Source organism: Curtobacterium sp. WHRI 8282, from assembly GCF_040223925.2.
Taxonomy (GTDB): domain Bacteria; phylum Actinomycetota; class Actinomycetes; order Actinomycetales; family Microbacteriaceae; genus Curtobacterium; species Curtobacterium flaccumfaciens.
This window is the reverse complement of record NZ_JBEHCD020000001.1, coordinates 225950-248141: the sequence shown is the minus strand read 5'-3', so window position 1 is coordinate 248141 and position 22192 is coordinate 225950. Positions and strand designations below refer to the sequence as shown.

Below are 22192 nucleotides of genomic sequence, written 5' to 3'. Positions count from 1 at the left end.
GCGCCCGTCGCGCACTTCGTGAGCAGAAACGGTCGGGTCGCACGCGCGCACCCGACCGTTCCTGCTCACGAAGCGCACGCACGAAGCGCACGCGGCGCACGTCACGCGACCACGCAACGGACGGGAGGCCCGGTGCCGGTCCGGCACCGGGCCTCCCGTCCGCACGTGGTGCGTGACGCCGGGGGCGACGCGCCTCACGCCACGGGGGTGGCCTCCAGAGCAGCGTCGGCGCGTGCCGCGCTGCCCTCGGCCAGGCCTCGGGCGATGCGACCCCGCGTCGCCAGCCAGAGGACGACGGCGGCGACGAACACGATGCCCTCGGTGACGGTGAGTGCCCAGATGATCCCGGCCAGCCCGAACCACACGTTGCCGGCGATCACGATCGGGATGAACAGCACGCCCTGCGCCATCGACAGCACCATCGCGGGCATGACCATCCCGGTCGCCTGGAACAGCGAGGTGAGCAGTCCCGTGAACCCGTTGACGACGGCGGCGACGAGCTGTGCCGTCAGGATCGTCATGCCGATCGCGAGCACCGAGTGGTCACCGGAGAAGATCGTGAAGACCTGCTCGCGGAACACGAACACGGTGCCGGAGAAGACGAGCACGATGCCGCCGACGGTCAGGGCCGCGGCGCGCAGGCCGGAGCGGAGTCGATCGGCGTCGCCCGCGCCGAACGCGTAGGCGAGCAGCGGCAGCACACCGATGGTCACGCCCATCACCAGGAACTCCGGCACCTGGGCGATGCGGACCGCGACGCCCATCGCTGCCAGCGGGTCGTCACCGTAGGTGGCGGCGAGGTTGTTGAGGACGAGTGTCGTGACGATGAGGAACGCGGACTGCAGCAGCTCGCCGACGCCGATGCCGAACACGGGCTTCAGGATGTCCGCACGCAGGGTGAACCACTTCGGCGCGAAGCTGACGTTCTCGCTGTTCCGCTGCAGCCAGGTCACCCAGTAGGCGATCGAGACCACGTTGGCCAGGCCCACCGCGAGTGCGGCACCGCCGACACCCCAGTGCAGCCCCAGGATGAACAGGACGTCGAACACCAGGTTGCCGACCGTGGACAGGACCAGGCCGATCATCGCCTGCCGCGCGGCACCTTCGGAGCGGACGATCTGTTCGAGCGCGAAGGATGCGGCGAGGACGGGGACGAACGCGAGCATCACGGCGACGTACTCGCTCGTGGCGGGGACCGCTGCCGCGTCGGCGCCGAGGACGGCGACGAGCGGGCGGAGCAGCAGGAGTCCGACGACGCCGAGCACGGCGCCGGTCACCACGGCTCCCCACAGGGCGAACGAGGCGACGTGCTTGATGTCCCGCGCCTTGTCGGGATCGTGTTCCGATGCTCCGAGCAACCGGGACATCAAGGCGCTGCCGCCGACGCCGAACACCCCACCCACGGCCATCACCAGGCCGAGCAGCGGCGTGCCGAAGGTGATCGCGGCGAGCAGGGACGTGTCGTGCTGGGCGCCGATGAAGCCCGCGTTGATGACGTTGTACAGGGCGCTGACGACCATCGCGGCGGCCATCGGCACGCACAGGTGCACCAGGGCTCGGGCGATCGGGGCAGCGGAGAGGTACCAGCGGTTCGTCGCCGCAGCGGTGGTGGTGGAGGACATGACGGTTCCCTTCCGGGCATGACGGTGGGCGCGCCGACGGACGCCGGCACGGCAGGGGGGAGCACGCGACCGATGGGGTCGCGGGGTCGCGGGATCGCGGGATCGCGGGATCGCGGGATCGCGGGATCGCGAGGGCGCGCCGGCGGATCCGGCCGGGAGGCGCGTGGTGCGTGGAGCGGGTCGGTGCGGTGCGCTGGTGCGCTGGTGCGGTGGCGCGGGTGGTGCGGCTAGCGGGTCGGCGGCGCGAGTTCCGCGGTCACCTTCTGCAGCAGCCGCCGCAGGGTGGCGCGTTCGTCCTCGTCGAGCGGTGCGAGCAGGGAGTCGTCGAGGGCGACCATCGCGTCGGTGAACCCGGCGATGAGGTCGATGCCCGCCTGGGTGGCGTGCACCGTCTTCGTCCGCCCGTTCTTGGCGTCCGGTCGTCGTTCGATCAGGCCACGCCGCTCGAGTCCCTGCAGGAGACTCGAGACGCTGGCCGCGCTGGTCCGGGTGGCCTCGGCGATGTCCCGCTGGATGGCGCCGGGGTGTTCCTGCAGGTACCCGAGCACGAAGGACTGCTCGTGGGTGAGGTCGCGCTCACGGACCCACTCCTCGGCGCCCTTGCGCTGTGCCCATCCGATCCACCGCATGAGCTGGAGCGGTGTCGTGAAGTCCGGTGCCTGCATGATCAGGACTCTAACTGTTAGGCATCGAACTGTCAACGAACCCAGCCCGACCCGTGACCCCAGAACGGGGGTGTCGAGTCCTGCCCGGACCCTGATACCTTCCGCAGCAAGCGGCCTCACCAGCCGCCTCCGGCCCGTTCGACGGGCCCCACATCCCCTGGCTCACCACCGGGGGCGGATCAGCGGCGGAGACCCCGTCGGAGCAGGAGGCATCGTGCCACACCACGGATCACCCACCGCGATCCAGGCGCGACGAGTTCGTCGCGCCTGACCAGGACGGGCGCCGGCGGGTACCGGCGTCCGCCTCACCGGATCCGCGACGCGTTCGGGTCGTCGCGGATCCCCGGGGCGGTGGTGATCGGGTCACCGCCGCCCCGGACCTCCCGGTCGATCCGATCGACGTCTTCGGAACCCGCCGGTCCACGGAGCCGGATCGGCGTGATACTGGGGTGGTGCGTGAACTCCAAGCCGCCATCGCAGCGGACCTCAACGTCCAGCCGACCATCGACCCGGAGCAGGAGGTCGCCCGTCGTGTCGGGTTCCTGCGCGACTACCTGCTGACGACCGGGGCGAAGGGGTACCTCCTCGCCATCAGCGGCGGGCAGGACTCCACCCTGGCCGGCCGCCTGACCCAGCTCGCGGTCGAGTCGCTCCGAGCCGAGGGGCACCCGGCCGAGTTCACGACCGTCCGCATGCCCTACCGGGTGCAGGCCGACGAGGACGACGCCCAGCTCGCCCTGCAGTTCATCGCTGCCGACCCGGGCGTCACCGTGAACATCGAGCACGGGGTCGACGGGGTCATGGAGGACACCGCGGCCTCGGGCGTCGAGCTGAGCGACTTCGTGAAGGGCAACGTCAAGGCGCGCATGCGCATGGTCGCCCAGTACGCGATCGCCGGGCAGCGCGGCCTGCTGGTGGTCGGCACGGACCACGCGGCCGAGGCCGTCACGGGCTTCTTCACCAAGTACGGCGACGGCGGCGTCGACCTCACCCCGCTCACCGGGCTGTCGAAGAGCCAGGGGCGGCAGCTGCTCGAGCACCTCGGCGCACCGGCCCGCCTGTACGAGAAGGCGCCCACCGCCGACCTGCTCGACGAGCTGCCCGGGCAGACCGACGAGGCGAACCTCGGACTCACCTACGCCGAGATCGACGCCTACCTGCAGGGCCACGACGTGCCGGTCGAGGTCGCCGAGGCGATCGAGTCGCGCTACCGCGCGACGGAGCACAAGCGCCAGGTGCCGGCGACGCCCTTCGACGAGTGGTGGCGTGCGGGCGCGTAGGCGCTGACGCAACCCCGGACGGGAGGCGCGGTGCAGGTGATCCTGCACCGCGCCTCCCGTCTGTTGTCCCCAACCCTCCCCAGCGCGGCCCCGCTGTCCGCGTGCGCTCCTAGGATGGGAGCCAACGGAACAACAGATGCGGAATCCAGGCTGGCGCCTGGTTCTCAAGGGGGAGTCATGGAAGTCCTGTTCGCGCTCGGAGCCGTCCCGCTGATCATCGTGGGGATCATCGTCCTCGCCGTGATCGCGCTGATCTACGCCAAGGTCGTGTACCGCAACGCCGGTGCCGACGAAGCGCTCATCATCACGGGCAAGCGCTCCCGCAAGGTCAAGAACGCCGACGGCACCGAGACCGTCGAGTCCGGCATCAAGGTCGTGCTCGGCGCCGGCGTGCTCGTCCGCCCCTTCTTCGAGAAGGTCGCGAAGCTGTCGCTCAGCTCGCGTGCGATCGACATCAACGTCAACGCGCAGGACTCCCGCGGTGTCACCATCGACGTCGAGGCCGTCGCGCTCGTCAAGGTCGGCGAGACCGACGCCTCGATCCGGGCGGCCGCACAGCGGTTCCTCGGGCAGGAGAAGAAGATCGACGACTTCGCGCGCGAGGTCCTGTCCGGTTCGCTCCGCGCCTCGATCGGTGCGACCGACGTGTCGACCATCATCCGCAAGCGCGATCAGCTCACCGTCGCTGTGCTCGACGTCGCCAAGGACGCCCTGCACAGCCAGGGGCTCGACGTCGACTCGTTCGAGATCAAGGGCATCTCGGACCGCAACGAGTACATCAGCGACCTCGGCCGTGCCGAGCGAGCACGCGTGCGACTCGAGGCCGAGAACGCCGAGGCCCAGGCCGACCGTGAAGCGCGAGAAGCCCGCGCGACCGCCGACCAGGCGATCGCCGAGGCCGAGAACACCCTGGCCATCCGCCGTGCCGCGCTGCAGCTCGACGCCGACCGTGCGTCCGCCGAAGCCGCTGCCGCCGGCCCGCTCGCCCAGGCGCGCGCGTCCCAGGGTGTCGTCGAGCAGGAGCAGATCACCGCGCAGAAGCGTGCCGAGCTGCGCCGTGCCGAGCTCGAGTCCGAGGTCTCCGCCGTCGCCGAGGCCCAGGCGCGCAAGACCCGCGTCGAGGCCGAAGCCGCCGCCGGGGCCCAGGTCGAGACCGCACGCGCCCAGGCCGAGGCCCGTCGGATCTCCGCAGAGGCCGTCGCGGCCGAGGCGAAGGCCGAGGCGGACGCCCGCAAGCTCGCCGCCGATGCCTCACGCGCCGAGGGTGAAGCCGCCGCCGACGCGATCCGTGCGAAGGGTCAGGCCGAGGCCGATGCGACCAAGGCGCAGGCCGACGCGCTCGCGCAGCACTCCGAGGCCGTCCTGCGCGTCAAGGCGATCGAGACGCTGCCGAGCATCGCCCGCGAGCTCGCGGCGCCGATGAGCAACATCGACACACTCACCGTGGTGTCCTCCGAGGGCGCCGGTGCCCTGTCGAAGAGCGTCGTCAGCCAGTTCAGCGAGGTCGACGCGTTGCTCGGCGCCACCGCCGGGTTCACCCTGAGCGACATCGTGAAGAGCACCACGACGGGACAGGCGGCTGCCCGTGCCGTCGTGCGCGAGCAGTCGGTGCCACAGGTCGAGCCGGCCGAGTAACCGAGCGGGTGCCTGCAGCGGGCGCGACGGGGGATCAGCCCTCGTCGTGCCCGTTCTCGTTCTGCGGGTCGCGCTGCTGCGTGCCGGCGTCCTCACGCTCGTCCGCGAGCCGCTGCTGCCACACGACACTGCGGGCCGCACCCTCGAGCACGTCGTCGACGCTGCGACCGCTCTGGGCGGCGAGGGCACCGCTGAGTCCGGCGGTCAGGGTGCCGCCTGCCGCGGCGAGTCGCTCGACGACCTCCTCCTGCCGCGGGGTCAGGGGTTCGTCGACCAGTTCGTCGATCGTGTCGCGGATGTTCTGCTCGCTCGCGTCCAGTGCCGCCTCGTCGCCGGACTGCAGGGCTGCTGCCTCTCCGACGACGACGAGACCGAGGCGCGCGGCGTCGTCTTCGGGACGCGGGGTGCGGTGCTCATCAGTCATGCGGTGGACCGTACGCTCCGGTGCGCTGCGCTCCCTGGACACCACGCGTCCCCCGCTCGGGCGGATGCGCTGTCAGGCGGCCCAGCGGCGGAGCAGCCACTCGGCGGCCGCCACGCCCTCGCGCCGTTGGAAGTCGCGGATGGTGGGCATGTTCGGCGGTGCCGGGGGCAGGGCGTGCTCGAAGAACAGTCCGGCGAGCCCGGCCAGCACAGCGTCGATCGTGGCGGCGGGCACCCCGGCGAAGACCGGGTGCGTGGCGAGGTGGTGTTCGACGTCGTCGTCCTCACCGCGGACGATCGTGTCGAGCAGGTAGGTCAGCGGGTCGAGCCAGTGCGCGCCCACGCTCGCCCAGGGCCAGTCCACCACCCAGACGAGCCCGGCGTCGTCGACGAGCAGGTTGTCCGCTCGGCAATCGGCGTGCACGAGGTGTTCGCCGTCGACGAGGGCAGCTGCCCCCGATGCCGCGCGGGCGATCGCGGGGCCGGCGTCGAAGACGTGCGGCGGGACGACCTCGGCGACGCGGACGGCGTTCGAGCCGTCCGCCAGCATCCGGTCCCAGGCACCGAACTCCTCGCGCAGGTCCTCGGCGATGCGGGGGAGCGTCGCCAGCCCATCGGTCGCGAGCGGCAGTGTGTGGAGTGCGTCGAGCACGGCCGTCGTGTCCGATCCGTCGAGGTGCCCGCCCGGGTGCTGCCCTGCGACGTCCTCGAGCACGAGCGCGACCCAGTCGTCGCCGTCGACCGTGGCGTGCAGCGCGTCGAGCAGCCGCGGTGCCTGCACGGTGGTCGGCAGCTGGGCCATGACCTCGGCCTCGCGGCGGTGCAGGTCGAGGGCGGCCTCGTTGCGCGAGCGCGACACCGTCTTCACGAAGGCTCGTTCCCCCGCCGCGGTCGTCACCCGGTCGGCGCTTCCGGGCGACCACCCGCTCGCCTGGGACTCGGCGGTCACGACCGGACCGCCCAGCACCCCCTCCACCTGCTGCCGCAGCGTCGTCGGTACGTCGGTCCAGGTGGTTCGCCCCATGCACAGACGCTACCTGAGAACCCGTACACGAACGTGCACGCTCGGCAACTTTGCGTTGGCAGCAAAGGTGCTTGCGGTGTAAAGTTGCAGAGCCTGCAAGGTTGACCCTCGTTCGGGGTCCCGACCAGGCCGACGACCACCACGCCACATCCCCTGTGAGGAACCCCGCATGTCCACTGCCACCGCACCCGTCGAGGTGTCGCGCGGACGACAGGACTCCCCGGCGAGCACGCCGGGGAAGCCGATCATGTCGCACCGCCAGATCCTGCTCGTCATCTACGGCCTGATGGCGGGCATGTTCCTGTCGTCGCTCGACCAGACCATCGTCGGCACGGCGATCCGCACGATCGGTGACGACCTGCACGGCCTCGACCAGCAGGCCTGGGTCACGACGGCCTACCTGATCGCGTCGACCATCACCACGCCGATCTACGGCAAGCTCTCCGACGTCTTCGGCCGTCGCCCGCTCTACATCTTCGGCATCGCGGTCTTCATCCTCGGGTCGCTGCTCTCGACCCTGTCGACGTCGATGACCATGCTCGCCGCCTTCCGCGCGTTCCAGGGCATCGGTGCCGGTGCGCTGATGTCGCTCCCGCTCGCGATCATGGGCGACATCCTCGCGCCCCGTGAGCGCGCGAAGTACCAGGGCTACTTCCTGGCGGTCTTCGGCATCTCGTCCGTGATCGGCCCGCTCATCGGTGGACTGTTCGCCGGTGCGAGCTCGATCGTCGGCATCACCGGCTGGCGCTGGGTGTTCCTGATCAACGTGCCGATCGGCGTCGCCGCGCTCCTCATGGTGATCGCGTTCCTGCACCTGCCGAAGTTCGGCGAGGCCAAGGCCAAGCCGCGCATCGACTGGTGGGGCGCGACCTCGGTCATCGTCACGCTCGCGCCGCTGCTCCTCGTCGCGGAGCAGGGCCGCACGTGGGGTTGGGGTTCGGCCAGCGCGATCGCCTGCTACGTCATCGGTGCGCTCGGCCTCGTCGCCTTCCTGGTGATCGAGACCCGCATGCAGGACGACGCGATCATCCCACTCAAGCTCTTCCGCTCGAGCACGTTCTCGATGGCGACCATCCTGGGCTTCCTGGTCGGCTTCGCGATGTTCGGCGCGATGCTCACCATCCCGCTGTACCTGCAGATCGTCACCGGTCTGACGCCGACCGAGTCCGGCTTCGCGACGCTGCCGATGATCGGTGGCCTGATGATCGCCTCGATCGCCTCGGGGCAGATCGTGGCCCGCACCGGCCGCTACCGGATCTTCCCGGTCATCGGCACCGCCCTGGTGTCGCTCGGCTACGTCGTCCTGACGTTCATGACGATCGACAAGCCGCTCTGGTTCCTGATGATCGGCATGTTTCTGATCGGCCTCGGGCTCGGCCAGCTCATGCAGAGCATCACCCTGGCCTCCCAGAACTCGGTGCAGCCGCGTGACATGGGTGTGGCGACGTCGTCCGCCACGTTCTTCCGCCAGATCGGTGGCACGCTCGGCACCGCCGTCCTGCTGTCCGTCCTGTTCTCGCTCATGCCGGCGAACATCCTGCACGCCACGGCGGACGAGTCGAACCTCAAGCCCGCCCTCAGTGCGGCGCTCGACCCGGAGGTCGCCAGCGCCAAGGCGAACCAGGGCGTCATGGACCAGATCTGGAACCCGATCGTGACCCCGCTCCAGAAGCAGGTGCAGTCCGGCCTCGACACCGCCACCGACCAGGTGACCCAGGCCACCGCAGGGGCTCCCGACGCCGTGCAGCAGCAGGCGCTCACCGCTGCCGCAGACAAGGCGCACGCCAGCGTGCAGGGCGGCCGGCTCGTCGTCGACTGGTCGGACTCGGCGCAGCGCACCTACTGGGTGGACCAGCTCGCACCGGAACTGTCGAAGCAGATCGACAAGGGTGCCAACGACTCGAGCGACTCGAACGCCGAGACGAGCGACACGTCGTACCTCAACGGTGCGGACGCTGCTCTGACCCGGCCGTTCATGTCCGGGTTCAACGCCTCGGCCGTGACCGTCTACTGGGTCGGCTTCGCGGTGATCCTGCTCGCGTTCGTCCTGAGCTTCTTCTTCAAGGCGCCGCCGCTCCGCAAGAGCTCGGCCCTGCAGGAGCAGGCGGACGACGCCGGCACCGCCGACGACCTCGAAGCGCAGGCCGTGCGGGCCGCGGACACGATGGGCTCGCCCACCGCCCCGGTCACCGGTTCGATCCCCGTCCAGGGTGGTCGGGCGCAGGTCTGAGTCACGCCGGGCCTCCTCGTCACAGGACGCGGGGGCTCGGCGTCGCACCAACCCGAGAACAAGACGGAGCGCAGCACGTGCACGAGCTCACCACCACCGAGGCCACCGCCCTGACCGACTGCGGCCTGCGGGAGCGCAAGAAGCAGCAGACCCGGGCCGCCATCCACCGGTCGGCGCTCGCCCTCGTCACCGACCACGGACTCGCCGGGGTGACCGTCGAGCAGATCTGCGCGGACGCGGGGGTCTCCCCGCGGACGTTCTTCAACTACTTCCCGTCGAAGGCCGAAGCAGCCCTCGGATTGCCGGCGACGACGGTCCCGGACACGGCACGCGCAGCGTTCCTCGGTGCCACGGGGCCGCTCGTGTCGGACCTCTGCGACCTCGTCGCGCACACGGTCACCCTGCCGCAGGACCGCCGGCGCATGAAGGAGCTCGTCCGAGCCCGCCCCGAGATGGTCCCGGCGATGATGCAGTGGATGGCGCACGCGCGGCAGACCGTGCTGGCGGTGGCCGCCGAGCGCGTCGACGAGGACACCGCGCGGACCGCGACCACCCTCGTGATGGCCGCCGTGATCGAGTCCGCCCACCGATCAGCGGACGGCTCCCGCGACGAACTGGCTGCGCGGCTGCGCGCGGTCGTCGGCGAGATGGGGCGGCTCGCCACCGCCTGACCAGCGTGACCATCGCGTCGCCCCCGGCGCGGGGGCGACCACGGCCTGGAGGCGCGGTGCGGGTCCGACCCGCGCCGCGCCTCCAGGCCGTGGCGGACGACACGACCCGGTCGCAGCCCGCAGTCGGCCCGCACAAGCAAAGTCACCCCGAACCACGCGGGAACGCGGTTCGGGGTGACTGTGGTTGTTCGCCGGTCAGACCGGCAGCGTCGTGCTTAGCGGCGCGAGCCGCGGCCCGCGACGCGGGTGTAGATGAACAGCACGATGATCGCGCCGATGATCGAACCGATGATGCCGGCCGGCTGGAAGAAGCCGTCCATCGGGTCGTGCTGGAAGATCAGGAACCCGAGGAACCCGCCGACGAACGATCCGACGATGCCCAGGACGATCGTCATGAGGATGCCGATGTTCTGCTTGCCGGGGATGATGAGCCGGGCGAGAGCGCCGGCGATGAGTCCGATGATGATCAAGCTGATGATGAGACCGAGCACGGTGTCCTCCTCGTGGGTGCGGTTGCCGCGGCATGGTTGCCGGAGTCAGGGCCGACATCCGACGAAACTCCGGGGTTCCTGGGAGGACTGTCGGGTTCGCCGATCAGACGACGCCGGAGGCCTCGAGTTCGGCCCGCAGCTCGGCGTCCGACGGCTCGACGAAGTGCTTGCCGTTCGGCAGCACCACGACGGGGATGTTCTTCCGGCCGCTGATGGCCTCGGCACGGTCGGCCGCGGACAGGTCCTGCTCCACGTCGACGTACTCGTAGTCCACGCCGAGGGTGTCGAGCAGCGCCTTGGACCGACGGCAGTCGCGGCACCAGTCGGCACCGAACATGGTCACGCGGTCGGGGGCAGTCGTCGCATCGCTCATGTGCAGAGAGTACGTCGGAGCGCCCCCGGGCATTCCCGGAGCGCCGCCGGACCCGCGCCCCGCTCGCCCTACGATTGGCACATGCCGCCAGCACCCGACCCCGCGACGCTGGCCTGGGCTTCGGCGGCCGTTCGGCGCTTCGCCGCGGCGACCAACCTGCTCGTCGCCGCCCGCCGGTTCCGCATCGTCGGCGGTGACCCCCGGGATGCCGCGGCACTGCGGCACCTGCTGACCGCACTCGGTGCGCGCGAGGTCGAACAGTCGAACCAGTCGGACCACCAGCACCAGCCGTCCGACCTCGTCGATCAGCTCTGGTGCCTCGGCACGCCCGACGAATCGACCCCCGCGGTCGAGCAGGCCGCCGACCGCCCGCGCGGCACCACCCTGGTCGTCATCGACGCCGGCCGGTACCTGCCCGCCGTCGACGAGGACGCCTTCGGCCCCGTCGCACCCGCCCGCCCCGGCGTGCTCGCCGTCCCGATGCTGTCCGACGACGTCTTCCTGGTGTCCACCGGCCGCGACCCCGAGGAGGACCCCGCGGCGGACGCCCGCCTGCGCTGGGCACGACGGTCGATGCCGGTCGCCCGCTCGGTCGCCGCGGAGCTCCGCGACGGCGGACTCCTGCGCGGCACGCGCATCGGCGTCGCGATGTTCCTCGAGCCCAAGACGGCGGTGCTGAGCCTGCTGCTCCGTGACGCCGGTGCCGAGGTCGTCGTCTACGCCCACGCCGACGAGACCGACGACGCCGTCGCCGACGCACTGCGGTCCGCCGGCCTGACGGTGTTCGCGAGCAGCACGGCGACGCTCCCCGAGCAGAAGCAGCTGGCCCTCGCGATGCTCGACACCGCGCCGCACATCCTGCTCGACGACGGCTCGCACGTCATCCGGCTCGCCCACCAGGAACGCCCCGACCTGCTGCCGACGATGCTCGGCGCCGCCGAGGAGACCACGAGCGGCCTGCGACCCCTGCGTGTCCTCGCGGCGCGCGGCGAGCTCGGCATCCCCGTGATCGCGGTGAACGACGCCCGCACCAAGACGTTCTTCGACAACCGGTACGGCACCGGGCAGTCGACGGTGTTCGCGGTGCTCGACCTGGTCGACGGGCTCGCGTCCGGCACACACCGGGTGATGCCGGGAGGCGCGGCGGTCGTCGCCGGGTTCGGGCACGTCGGCGAGGGTGTCGCCCTGGTGCTCACCGCCCTCGGGTTCCGGGTGACGGTCGCCGAGACCGACCCGGTCCGCGCCCTGCAGGCGCGGTTCGCCGGGTACGCCGTGGCCCCGCTCGTCGAGGCGGTGCGCGACGCCGACCTCGTGATGAGCGCCACCGGGGTGCCGGACACCATCGACCTCGACGTGCTCCGTGCCTGCGCGGACGGTGCGGTCCTCGCCGTCGCCGGTGGGGTCGACCAGGAGATCGCCATCGACGACGCGCTCGCCGCCGGGGCCCGGCGCCAGGACGTGGGGCCGAAGGCCGAGCGGTTCGTGTTCCCCGGGGCCGACGGCGGGCCGATCGTGCTCGACGACGGCGGCTGCATCAACATCACCGCGGCCGAGGGCAACCCGGTCGAGATCATGGACCTGTCGTTCGCCGTGCAGCTCGGCGCCGTCCGGATGCTCCTGGAACGCGGCGACGAGCTGGAGCGTGCCGTCGTGCCGATCGACCCCGCGGTCGACGACGTGACCGCCCGCGCGGCGCTCGCGGCCTTCGGGAGCCGACCCGTGGGCCCAGGCCTCCCCGCTGAGCACCCGGCGGACCGCGAGCCGGACGTCCGGACCCACCGTTTCGGAGACCCGGCATGATCGCTCGTCCACACCCGGTCACCGTGCACTCGGCGCGCGTCGTCGTCCCGATGACGGCGCCGCCGATCGCCGACGGCGCGGTGGCCGTGCAGGACGGCCGCATCCTGCACGTCGGCGACCGGTCGTGGGTCATCGACCAGCTCACCGGGTCCGGCGCGACGTTCACCGAGCGGCAGTGGCGCGGCGCGCTCCTGCCCGGACTCGTGAACGCGCACTCGCACCTCCAGTACACCGGCATGTCCGGTGTCGGCCGACGCCAGTACAACGGGTTCGAGGACTGGGCCGCGGCGTTCAACGTCGACTACTCCGAACCGCACGACTGGCGGGCCGAAGCCGCGGACGGTGCACGGGCCTCGATCCTGGCCGGTGTCACGAGCATCGCGGACATCGTCACCGACATCGAGGCCTCGACCGCGCTGCAGGACGCCGGGCTCGGCGGCATCGCGTACTGGGAGGTGATGGACTGGGAGAATGACGCCTGGCAGTCGCACGGTCGCGACCAGGTGCTCGACGAACTCGACCGGATCCCCACGACACCCGGTGCCGGCCTGTCGCCGCACGCGCCGTACTCGCTCGAGGTCGCCCCGCTGCTCGAGCTCCCCGACATCGTGCGGCAGCGCGGCCTGCGGCTGCACCTGCACCTCGGTGAGGCGGCGTTCGAGGGGGAGCGCACCGCCCTCGGTCCGGTGCCCGGGCTCGACGGGGTCGACGGCGTCGGTCACGGGAACGACTGGCACCTGGCGAACGTGCCGTCGTTCCGGGCACTGCGGGCCCTGGGTTTCGGTGCGAGCGCGACCGCGTTCGTCGACCGCCTCGGCGTGCTCGGGCCGGACTGCCACATCGCCCACGGCGTGTACATGACCGCCGCCGACCGGGCGCTCCTGCGCGCCCGCGGCACGGCGGTGGCGCTGTGCCCCCGCTCCAACGCCGTCATCGGCCTCGACCCGCCGCCCGTCGCGGACTACCTGCGCGAGGGGAGCCCGATCGCCATCGGCACCGACTCCCTGTCGTCGTCGCCGTCCCTCGACCTGATGGCCGACGTCACCGCGCTGCACCGCATCGCCCGAGCCCAGGGCTACGGGCACCGTGACCTGCACGAGCGACTGCTCGCAGCGGCGACCCTCGGTGGTGCGCACGCGATGGGGCTCGCCGTCGGACCGGACCGCATCGGGCACCTCGCCGTCGGGGCGCGCGCCGACCTGGCGGTCTTCGACGTCGACGCCCGCACGGTGCCGGACGCGCTCGCCGAGCTCGTCGAGGACGGCGCCGGGCGGGCGGCCGCCACCGTGATCCGTGGGGTCGTGCGCGCCGTGGCGGGCGGGGTCACCGAGCCGGCTTCCCCGCACACGGACACCCCCGCACCGCACCAGGAGGAACGATGACCGAGTCCGCACCCCACCCCGGCATGGCCGCACGCCGAACCGTCACCGGTGAGCTGATCGAGTGGCTCGACGTGCCGAAGCGCGCGATCGCCCTCGGGATGGAACCGCACCCCGAGGGTGGCTGGTACGTCCGCACCTGGACCTCGCCGGCGACGGTCACCACCCCCGCCGGGGAGCGTCCCGCCGCCACGCTGATCCACTTCCTGCTGCCCCCGGGCGAGGCCTCCGCCTGGCACCGGGTCACGAGCGACGAGATCTGGATGTGGCACGGGCCGGACACCGTCGACCTGCAGCTCGGCGGCGACGGTGACGTCCCCGAGCCCGGCGCGACGATCACCCTCGGCCCGGACGCCGGACGCGACCGGGTGAACGACGCGCAGGCGTTCGTTCGCGGTGGCGTGTGGCAGCGGACGATCCCGGGCGACGGCGAGGTGCTGCTGAGCTGCCTGGTGTCGCCGGGCTTCTCGTTCGACGACTTCACGATGGCGGACGACGGGGACCCTGCCGCCGAGTAGCACCGCGACACCGTTTCGCGTTGGTATCCCACCGCGAAGTACACTTCGACCTGCCCCCACCCCCCTCGCACGAAGGCCCGACCGTGACCCGTCACCTCCGCTTCACCCTCGCCGTCGCCACCGCCGCGGTCGCCGCCCTCGCCCTGTCGGCCTGCTCCGCCGGGGGCAGCAGCAACGCCGACGGCACCGTGACCGACGGCAAGCTCACGATCGCCACCGGCGACCCGGCGTACTCGCCCTGGATCGAGGACAACAAGCCCGAGTCCGGCAAGGGCTTCGAGTCCGCCGTGGCGTACGCCGTCGCGAAGGAGATGGGCTACGGCAAGTCCGACGTCGTCTGGAAGCGCAGCACCTTCGACAGCGCCATCGCACCGGGGCCGAAGGACTGGGACCTCAACGTCCAGCAGTTCTCGATCGACGCGAAGCGCAAGAAGGCCGTCGACATGTCGAGCGCCTACTACACGACGACCCAGGCGGTCGTGACCACGTCCGGGTCGAAGGCCGCCGACGACACCACGATCGCCGCGCTCAAGCAGGACGCCATCGGCGTCGCGACCGGTTCGACGAGCATCGCGAGCGTCAAGGACGTCCTCGGGGTCACGCCGCAGGTGTTCAACTCCAACGACGACGCCGTGCTCGCGCTCAAGTCCGGGCAGATCGACGCGATCGTCACCGACCTGCCGACGGCGTTCTACATGGCCTCGGCGCAGCTCGACGACGGCACCGTGTCCGCGCAGTTCCCGTCCGACGGCAAGGGCGACGAGTTCGGCTTCGTCCTGCCGAAGGACTCGGAGCTCACGAGCAAGGTCGACAAGGCCCTGAAGACCCTCGACGACGACGGCACCCTGCAGGACCTGCAGACCAAGTGGCTCTCGTCGGAGACCGGTACGCCGGTCCTGAAGTAACCGGATGACCCTGCCAGCAGGGGCCGGCACCCCGGTCGCCGCACCCGCGCCGAGCCAGGTCGAGCTCGAGCGTCGGCTCTACCGTCGCCAGCGTGGCCGTCGCTCCGTCGTCGTGTCGGTCGTCTCCACCCTGGTCGTGCTCGCCGTCGTGTACTTCGGCGTCGTGAACACCCCCGGGTGGGCGGCGGTGCAGCAGTCGTTCTTCGACCCGGAGACCGCGGTCGACACGTTCCCGGACATCCTGCTGGGCCTCTGGTTGAACGTCCGGATCCTGTTCTTCAGCGCCATCGGCGTCGCCGTCTTCGGCACGCTGCTCGCGGTCGTCCGCGGTCTGCGCAACCCGGTGTTCTTCCCGCTGCGGATGCTCGCGACCGGCTACACGGACCTGTTCCGCGGCCTGCCGCTCATCATCGTGCTCTACCTGGTCGGCTACGGCATCCCCGGGCTCGGGGTGTTCCCGCGGCTCCCCGCCGAGGTCTGGGGCACGATCGCGATCACCCTGACCTACTCGTCCTACATCGCCGAGGTGCTCCGGGCCGGCATGGAGGCCGTGCACCCCTCCCAGCGCCTGGCCGCCCGGTCGCTCGGACTCTCGCACGCCAAGACGCTGCGGCTCGTGGTGCTGCCGCAGGCGATCCGCAAGGTCACCCCGGCGCTCATGAACGACTTCGTGTCGATGCAGAAGGACGTCGGTCTGGTGTCGATCCTCGGGGCCGTCGACGCGGTCCGCTCCGCCCAGATCGCGCAGGCCGAGACCTACAACTTCACGCCGTACTTCGTCGCCGGGCTGCTGTTCGTCGTGATCAGCCTGCCGCTGATCCGCGTCACGGACGCGATCGCGCGTCGCCAGCAGCGGCGCGAGCAGATCGGAGGGACCGTATGAGCGAGGCCGGCCTGGAGACCCGTGGTGCGTCCGGTACGGACGCCGCGGTCCTCGAACTGCGCGGGTTGCGCAAGGCGTTCGGCGAGCACGAGGTCCTGCGCGGGATCGACCTGACGGTCCACCGCCACCAGGTCATCTGCGTCATCGGGGCCTCGGGCTCCGGCAAGTCGACGCTGCTCAAGACGGTCAACCTGCTCGAGGGCATCGACGACGGCGAGATCCTGCTGCAGGGCACGGACATCGCCGACCCGCGCATCGCCGTCGACGCCGTGCGGGCGCGCATCGGCGTGGTGTTCCAGCAGTTCAACCTGTTCCCGCACATGAGCGTGCTCGACAACGTCACGCTCGCCTCGCGGCAGGTGCACGGCGTCGGCAAGGCGCAGGCCGAGGACACTGCTCGCCGGCTGCTCGACCGGATCGGGCTCGCCTCGTTCGCCGATGCGTACCCCGACCGCCTGTCCGGCGGGCAGCAGCAGCGCGTCGCCATCGTCCGGGCGATCGCGTCCGACCCGGAGCTCCTGCTGCTCGACGAGGTCACGAGCGCCCTCGACCCCCAGCTCGTCGGTGAGGTGCTCGACCTGGTCACGGAGCTGAAGCGACAGGGTTCGACGATCCTGATGACGACGCACGAGATGCACTTCGCGCGGAACGTCGCCGACCGGATCGTGTTCCTGCACCGCGGCGAGGTCGTCGAACAGGGTTCCCCCGCCGACGTCCTCGACCACCCGCAGCACCCGGCGCTCGTCGAGTTCCTCGCCCGCGTGCACGCCTAGGGCGTCAGCAGCACCTTGCCGATCACCTCGCCGTCGCGCACGCGGCGGTGGGCCTCCTCGACGTCGGCCAGGGGCAGCACCGAGTCGATGACCGGGCGCACCCGGCCGTCGGCGACCAGCGGCCAGACGTTGTAGCGGACCGCCTCGACGATGGCGGCCTTCTCGGCGAGCGGCCGTGCGCGCAGGGTCGTGCCGCTGATCGTCGCGCGCTTCCGCATCAGCACCCCGAAGTCGAGCTCGGCGGTGCGGCCGCTGCCCGAGGCGATGACCGCGACGTGCCCGTTCGGGGCGAGGGCCTGCAGGTTCCGCTCCAGGTAGGACGGTCCGACGACGTCGAGCACGACGTCGACGCCGACACCGTCGGTGAACGCCATGACGCGTTCCACGAAGTCCTCCGTGCGGTGGTCGATGACCAGGTCGGCGCCGAGGTCCCGGGACGCGGCGACCTTGCGGTCGCCGCCGCTCGTCGCGATCACCGTCGCCCCGAGGGCCTTCGCCCACAGCACCGCGTGCGACCCCATGCCGCCCGTACCCCCGTGCACCAGGAGCGTCTGCCCGGGACGGAGTCCGGCGAGCATGCCGATGTTGGAATAGACCGTGCACGCGGCTTCGGGCAGTCCGGCCGCCTCGACCAGGTCGACGCCCTCGGGGACCGGCAGCACCTGGGTGACCGGCGCGACCACGAGTGCCGCGTACCCGCCGCCGGAGAGCAACGCGCACACCCGGTCGCCCACCGCCACGGTCGTGACGCCCGCGCCGACGGCCCGCACGGTGCCGGAGACCTCGAGCCCGAGGATCTCCGACGCCCCGGGCGGCGGCGGGTAGTTCCCGGCGCGCTGCTGCAGGTCGGCGTTGTTGACGCCGGCCGCGGCGACCTCGATCAGGACCTCGTCCGTGCCGGGTTCGGGGTCGGGCAGGTCGGTGACGGACATGGAAGCGTCGTCGAACGTGATGGCTCGCATGCCCTCGACGGTACGCGCCACCCGCCTCCGGCCGGCTGCCGGTCGCCCACAACCGCCGCCGGTGTCCCTATGGAGGTTCCCTGTACGCTCGACGACGGATCTGCACCTCATCCGGGGGAGTGCGGACAGATCGAGGGGGACTCTCCACCATGCCCAAGAAGCTCATCGCGCTGGCCACCGCCGGCCTCGCACTCACGCTGCTCGCCGGTTGCTCCGGCGGCGACTCGGGCTCGTCCAGCGCACCGTCGGCCTCGAAGACCGCCGCCGCGGCACCCGCTCAGACCAAGGGGGAAGCCTGCTCCCTGCTCGAGAACGAACTCGCGTCGTTCCTCAAGGAGCAGGGTTCCAGCTCTGCCCCGGCCGACCCGAAGGCCCGTGCGGCGCTCGTCGACGAGTTCGTCCAGCGCATCGACTCGGCGCTGACGAAGGTCTCGAACGACCAGGTCCACGACACGTTCGAGGACTTTTCCGGCGCGGCGAAGGGCTACAGCTCCGCCATCCGCTCCGGTGCGGCCGAGGACTCCGCCGAGGTCAAGAAGGCCCAGACCGAGGTGCAGACCACCCTCGACCAGGTCTCGGCGGTCTGCCCCGCCAAGAGCTGAGCGGTCCCACGCGCAGCCCCGCACGTGACGACGCCCCGCCGCTCCTGGACCAGGAGCGGCGGGGCGTCGTGCTTCCCCCGTCGGGGGAACTGGCGTCAGACCGCCGCGGGCTGCGAGGCGTCGAGGCGTGCGACGTCCTCCGGCCGCAGCCGCACGGTCGGCGCCGTGATCGAGTTCAGGATCGACTGCGGCCGCGACGCACCGGGGATCGGCACGACGACGTCGCTCTTCTGCAGCTCCCACGCCAGCGCGATGACCTGCGGGGTGACCCCACGGTCGCGGGCGATGTACGCGAAGTCCTCGAACGCCGTCCCGAGGTCCGCCGCGCTCCCGATGCCACCGAGGGGGCTCCACGGCAGGAACGCGATGCCGAGCTCGTCGCACAGTTCGAGCTCCGGCTCGCTCGACCGGAACTTCGGCGAGTACTGGTTCTGCACCGACGCCAGGCGTCCGCCGAGCACCTCGTTCGCGGTGCGGATCTGATCCGGGTCGGCGTTCGAGATGCCCGCCATCCGGATGACGCCCTGGTCGAGCAGCTCGGCGAGCGCCCCGATCGAGTCGGCGTACGGCACGGCCGGGTCGGGGCGGTGGAACTGGTACAGGCCGATCTGCTCGACGCCGAGCCGCTTCGCCGAGGCCTTCGCCGCCTCCTTCAGGTACTCCGGGTGCCCGTTCTGTGCCCAGTTGCCGGCCTCGGGGCGCAGGTGTCCGCCCTTCGTCGCGATGAGCACGTCCGAGGTGTCGTCGTGGAACTCCCGGACGGCCCGCGCGATGAGCTCCTCGTTGTGCCCCACCTCGTCGTGGCCGCCCAGGTGGTACGCGTCGGCGGTGTCGATGAGCGTGACACCGTTCTCGAGCGCTGCGTGGATCGTGGCGATGGACTGACGCTCGTCCGGCCGGCCCTCGATCGACATGGGCATCCCGCCCAGACCGATGGCACTGACGGACACGTCTCCGATGACTCGTTGCTTCATCGGCCCAGCATGCGCCCGGCCCCGACGCCGACGCCCAGTTCCCGCACGACGAGGCGCCCGCACCGACGAGCCCCGGTCACCGACGCGCCCATTCCGGCGCGTGTTCCGGCAGCGGACCGAACGCGATGCCGCGGGCGTAGAGGCCCCGGACCGGCGGGACCCAGCGCGCGAGCAGCACCGGGAGCAGCGGCGGACCGTCCTGCAGGTGGCCGGCGAAGGCTCGCTCGAACACGACCCGGTGCAGCACGGCCTGCGCGGCCTGCACCAGGGCTGCGGGCGGGGTCCGACGACGCTGGACGGCTGCGAGCGCCCGGGCGAGGCCGCCACCGCGGAGCCCCCGTCGGAGTGCCGGCACCAGGATCGTCGCCGTCGCCACCGCGTCCTGCACCGCGAGGTTGATGCCGACCCCGCCGGCGGGGGACATCGCGTGTGCGGCGTCCCCGATGCAGAGCAGCCCCGGGCGCCACCACCGGCGCAGGCGGTCCATGCGGACGTCGAGCACGTGCACGTCGTCCATCGAGGCGATCGCGTCGACCCGGTCCGCGAAGTCCGGTCGGAGCCGCGCCACCCGGGCACGGAAGGCCGCCACCCCCGCGGCGCGCAGGGCCGCGTCCGAGCCCTTCGGCGCGAAGTACGCGACCTGGTGGTAGTCCGGCCGCGGGAAGCTCAGCAGCACGTCCCGGTCCGAGAACGCGGGGGTGAGGGCGCTCGCCGCGTCCCCGGGGTGCCGGGGCAACCGGAACCACCAGGTGTCGAACGGCACCCGGAACGCTCGCGGCACGAGCCCGGCGCCGCGACGCAGCACCGAGTTCCGCCCGTCGCAGGCGATCACGACGTCGGCGCGGAGTTCCTCGGGCTCGTCGGCCCCGTCCCTCGGCCGCAGGTGAACCCCGGTCACGACTCCGTTCTCCTCGATGAGTCCGGTCGCCGCGAGGCCCATCGCGATGCGGAACGACGGTTCCCGACGGGCGGCGGTCACGAGCAGGTCGAGCAGGTCCCACTGCGGCACCATCGCCACGTGGTCGTACGGGGGCGCGAGACGCGAGAAGTCACCGAGCAGCAGCCGCGAGCCGTCGGGCATCGGCAGCGAGAAGTCGTCGAGGCGTGACTGCGGCAACGCCCGGAACGCTGCACCGAGTCCGAGTTCGTCGAGCAGCCGGATGGTCGAGGCGTGCACCGTGTCGCCCCGGAAGTCCCGGTTGAAGTCGTCGTGCCGCTCGAGCACGCGCACGTCGATGCCGGCGCGGGCGAGCAGCAGGCCGAGGACGACCCCTGCGGGGCCGCCACCGACCACCGCGACCGTCGTCCGCGACACCGTCACCATGCCCGGGACGCTACCCCGGTCCGGACCGGAGGCGCGTGGCGGCCCCGACCCGCGCCTCCAGGCCGGAACGCACACGCGTTCGCAGGCCCGACACGCGGCGGACGACCGGTGTCCGGTCGGAAGGGTGGATTCGGTGCGCGCCGGTCAGGCGCTGGCGGACACCGACGACGATCCGGACCCGCTGTCGACTGCGTTCACGAAGACGACCCCGCCCCAGGCGATGACGACGATCGCGAGCACGAAGCCGATCGCCGCGATCCACCACGACGGCTTCCGTCGGATCCACGCGCCGATCGACAGCACGATCGTGGCGACCCCGATCACGAAGGCGCCACCGACCGCGATGGCCGCGCCACCGAAGTACCCACCGGGTGTGCACCCGGCCGCGGCGTCGCACTCTGCCGTGGCCGAGGCGATCGCGACGATGCCGACGACCGCCGTGATCGCGGTCATGACGGCACCGAACACCAGGAGCAGCACCGTCGAGATCCGGTCGGCGAGCTTCGCCGGCGGGAACAGCGTGGTGCCACCGCGCTCCCACGCCGCGCGCTGCGCGTCCGTGGGGCCGGAGGAGGACTGCGGCGGAGGGCCGGGGACGTTGGACCAGGTCATGCGTGCAGTCCTACCGCGCCTCGACCCCGAACGCCTGTGCGAGCCGCTGGATCTTCTGCGCCCGACCCAGCCGCGGCAGGTCGGAACCGTCGCGGATGACCCGACCGCGGGCCTCGAAGTCGTCGAGGAAGTCCTGCGCCCAGGCGACGTCGGTCGGCGTGGGAGAGATGACCTCGTTGATGACGGGGAGCTGCTCGGTGTCCAGGCACAGCTTGCCGGTGAGGCCGAGCGACACGGCCACCTGCGACTGCTCGCGGAGGATCGGGTGCGACGACCCGACCGTGGGGCCGTCGATCGGACCCGGCAGGTCGCCGACGCGCGAGGCGACGACCAGCTTCGACCGCGGGTACGCCATCGCGAGCGTGTCGGCACTGGTCCCGGTGTCACGGCGGTAGTCGCCGGAACCGAAGGCCAGGCGGAACGCGCCCTGCGCCTTGGCGATCGACACCGACTCCTCGATGCCCAGGGCCGACTCGACGAGGGCGATCACCGGCGTCTGGCCGCCGAGCCGGTGCCAGGTGTCGGTGACCTGCGCGGGGGACTCGGTCTTGGCGAGCATGACGCCCTGCAGCCCGGGCAGGCCGCGGAGCTCCTCGACGTCATCCGCCCAGAAGTCCGTGGTGACGTCGTTGATGCGCACCCAGGCCTCGCCGCCGCCGGCGAGCCAGGCGGCGACGCCCTGCCGGGCCGAGGGCTTCGCGGCGGGGTCGACGGCGTCCTCGATGTCCAGGATGATCTGGTCGGCGCGGGAGCGCTGGGACTTGTCGAACCGGTCGGTGGCGGTGCCGGAGACCAGCAGCCACGACCGTGAGATCTCGGCGGGGACCGATCGACGCCGGTTCGGCGTGGGGGCGGACGGAGTGGTGCGGTCGTCGATGGCCATGCCCCGTTGGTACCACACCGGACGGGGCCGCCGTCGGATCGGACGCGCCGCACGTCGGCTCTGACGCCGGTCAGGTCCGTGCGGAAACCCCGAAACCTCGGGTCATTGCCAGAGAGGCCGTCCGGTTCCGCCTACAGTGTCGGATGTGTGGCGAGCGGACAGG

22 protein-coding genes are annotated in these 22192 nt (G+C 71.6%); 11 read left to right on the top strand and 11 right to left on the bottom strand.

What is annotated here, in order from left to right:
• Nucleotides 1–194: 194 nt before the first annotated feature.
• Nucleotides 195–1622: an MATE family efflux transporter gene (locus tag ABRP24_RS01200; RefSeq protein ID WP_349847770.1), complete on the bottom strand. Its 1428-nt coding sequence runs from the start codon at nt 1620–1622 to the stop codon at nt 195–197.
• Between the two features lie 227 nt (nt 1623–1849).
• A complete protein-coding gene (locus ABRP24_RS01195) occupies nt 1850–2287 on the bottom strand; it encodes a MarR family transcriptional regulator (protein WP_349847771.1) in 438 nt (145 codons plus the stop codon).
• A 452-nt stretch (nt 2288–2739) separates the two neighbouring features.
• Here ABRP24_RS01195 and nadE point away from each other — a divergent pair, with 452 nt between their 5' ends.
• A complete protein-coding gene (gene nadE, locus ABRP24_RS01190; protein ID WP_071244153.1) occupies nt 2740–3567 on the top strand; it encodes an ammonia-dependent NAD(+) synthetase in 828 nt (275 codons plus the stop codon).
• A 177-nt stretch (nt 3568–3744) separates the two neighbouring features.
• Nucleotides 3745–5202, top strand: a complete 1458-nt coding sequence (locus tag ABRP24_RS01185) for an SPFH domain-containing protein (protein ID WP_071244079.1) — start codon at nt 3745–3747, stop codon at nt 5200–5202.
• A 34-nt stretch (nt 5203–5236) separates the two neighbouring features.
• Here ABRP24_RS01185 and ABRP24_RS01180 read toward each other — a convergent pair whose 3' ends face one another.
• Nucleotides 5237–5626, bottom strand: coding sequence for a hypothetical protein (locus tag ABRP24_RS01180; RefSeq protein ID WP_027466580.1), 390 nt, complete (start codon nt 5624–5626; stop codon nt 5237–5239).
• Nucleotides 5627–5698: 72 nt separating this feature from the next.
• Nucleotides 5699–6649, bottom strand: a complete 951-nt coding sequence (locus ABRP24_RS01175) for a phosphotransferase (protein ID WP_349847772.1) — start codon at nt 6647–6649, stop codon at nt 5699–5701.
• Between the two features lie 169 nt (nt 6650–6818).
• Between ABRP24_RS01175 and ABRP24_RS01170 the strand changes: the two genes are divergently transcribed.
• Together ABRP24_RS01170 and ABRP24_RS01165 are read left to right on the top strand one after the other, a co-directional pair.
• A complete protein-coding gene (locus ABRP24_RS01170) occupies nt 6819–8879 on the top strand; it encodes an MDR family MFS transporter (RefSeq protein ID WP_027466578.1) in 2061 nt (686 codons plus the stop codon).
• Between the two features lie 77 nt (nt 8880–8956).
• A complete protein-coding gene (locus tag ABRP24_RS01165) occupies nt 8957–9550 on the top strand; it encodes a TetR family transcriptional regulator (RefSeq protein ID WP_349847773.1) in 594 nt (197 codons plus the stop codon).
• Nucleotides 9551–9765: 215 nt separating this feature from the next.
• On the opposite strand, the gene ABRP24_RS01160 is transcribed toward ABRP24_RS01165, so the two are convergent.
• A complete protein-coding gene (locus ABRP24_RS01160; RefSeq protein WP_027466577.1) occupies nt 9766–10041 on the bottom strand; it encodes a GlsB/YeaQ/YmgE family stress response membrane protein in 276 nt (91 codons plus the stop codon).
• Nucleotides 10042–10144: 103 nt separating this feature from the next.
• Nucleotides 10145–10414, bottom strand: coding sequence for a glutaredoxin family protein (locus ABRP24_RS01155; protein WP_017888006.1), 270 nt, complete (start codon nt 10412–10414; stop codon nt 10145–10147).
• A gap of 81 nt (nt 10415–10495) precedes the next feature.
• Here ABRP24_RS01155 and ABRP24_RS01150 point away from each other — a divergent pair, with 81 nt between their 5' ends.
• The 6 genes from ABRP24_RS01150 to ABRP24_RS01125 all read left to right on the top strand — a co-directional run bounded on the left by ABRP24_RS01150 (nt 10496) and on the right by ABRP24_RS01125 (nt 16672).
• A complete protein-coding gene (locus ABRP24_RS01150; protein WP_349847774.1) occupies nt 10496–12214 on the top strand; it encodes an adenosylhomocysteinase in 1719 nt (572 codons plus the stop codon).
• Nucleotides 12211–13596, top strand: a complete 1386-nt coding sequence (locus ABRP24_RS01145; RefSeq protein ID WP_349847775.1) for an amidohydrolase family protein — start codon at nt 12211–12213, stop codon at nt 13594–13596. The genes ABRP24_RS01150 and ABRP24_RS01145 overlap by 4 nt, the downstream gene beginning before the upstream one ends.
• Nucleotides 13593–14111, top strand: a complete 519-nt coding sequence (locus ABRP24_RS01140) for a cupin domain-containing protein (protein WP_250895887.1) — start codon at nt 13593–13595, stop codon at nt 14109–14111. The genes ABRP24_RS01145 and ABRP24_RS01140 overlap by 4 nt, the downstream gene beginning before the upstream one ends.
• A gap of 83 nt (nt 14112–14194) precedes the next feature.
• Entirely contained in the window at nt 14195–15016 is an 822-nt protein-coding gene (locus tag ABRP24_RS01135; RefSeq protein ID WP_027466573.1) for an ABC transporter substrate-binding protein, read from the top strand.
• Nucleotides 15017–15020: 4 nt separating this feature from the next.
• Nucleotides 15021–15899 carry an amino acid ABC transporter permease gene (locus tag ABRP24_RS01130; RefSeq protein WP_110862374.1) on the top strand — a complete coding sequence of 293 codons (879 nt, stop codon included), beginning with the start codon at nt 15021–15023 and terminating at the stop codon, nt 15897–15899.
• Entirely contained in the window at nt 15896–16672 is a 777-nt protein-coding gene (locus tag ABRP24_RS01125; RefSeq protein WP_349847776.1) for an amino acid ABC transporter ATP-binding protein, read from the top strand. Before ABRP24_RS01130 ends, ABRP24_RS01125 begins: the two co-directional genes overlap by 4 nt.
• On the opposite strand, the gene ABRP24_RS01120 is transcribed toward ABRP24_RS01125, so the two are convergent.
• Entirely contained in the window at nt 16669–17634 is a 966-nt protein-coding gene (locus tag ABRP24_RS01120) for an NAD(P)H-quinone oxidoreductase (RefSeq protein WP_176709410.1), read from the bottom strand. The two genes, ABRP24_RS01125 and ABRP24_RS01120, sit on opposite strands and share 4 nt — an antisense overlap.
• A 149-nt stretch (nt 17635–17783) precedes the next feature.
• On the opposite strand from ABRP24_RS01120, the gene ABRP24_RS01115 reads away from it, so the two are divergent.
• Nucleotides 17784–18236 (top strand): hypothetical protein, encoded by a 453-nt coding sequence (locus ABRP24_RS01115; RefSeq protein WP_027466569.1) that lies wholly within the window; start codon nt 17784–17786, stop codon nt 18234–18236.
• A gap of 95 nt (nt 18237–18331) precedes the next feature.
• Here ABRP24_RS01115 and ABRP24_RS01110 read toward each other — a convergent pair whose 3' ends face one another.
• From ABRP24_RS01110 to ABRP24_RS01095, 4 genes are all read right to left on the bottom strand, one after another.
• The gene (locus ABRP24_RS01110) at nt 18332–19210 is read right to left on the bottom strand and encodes an aldo/keto reductase (RefSeq protein ID WP_349847777.1); all 879 of its coding nucleotides are present in this window, start codon (nt 19208–19210) and stop codon (nt 18332–18334) included.
• 76 nt (nt 19211–19286) lie between these two features.
• Nucleotides 19287–20534, bottom strand: a complete 1248-nt coding sequence (locus ABRP24_RS01105; protein ID WP_349847778.1) for an FAD-dependent oxidoreductase — start codon at nt 20532–20534, stop codon at nt 19287–19289.
• A gap of 144 nt (nt 20535–20678) precedes the next feature.
• Complete coding sequence (locus ABRP24_RS01100) at nt 20679–21146, bottom strand: DUF6264 family protein (RefSeq protein ID WP_071244096.1); 468 nt, start codon at nt 21144–21146, stop codon at nt 20679–20681.
• Nucleotides 21147–21156: 10 nt separating this feature from the next.
• On the bottom strand, nt 21157–22029 hold the full coding sequence (locus tag ABRP24_RS01095) for a CoA ester lyase (protein ID WP_027466565.1): 873 nt from the start codon (nt 22027–22029) through the stop codon (nt 21157–21159).
• Between the last annotated feature and the right edge of the window lie 163 nt (nt 22030–22192).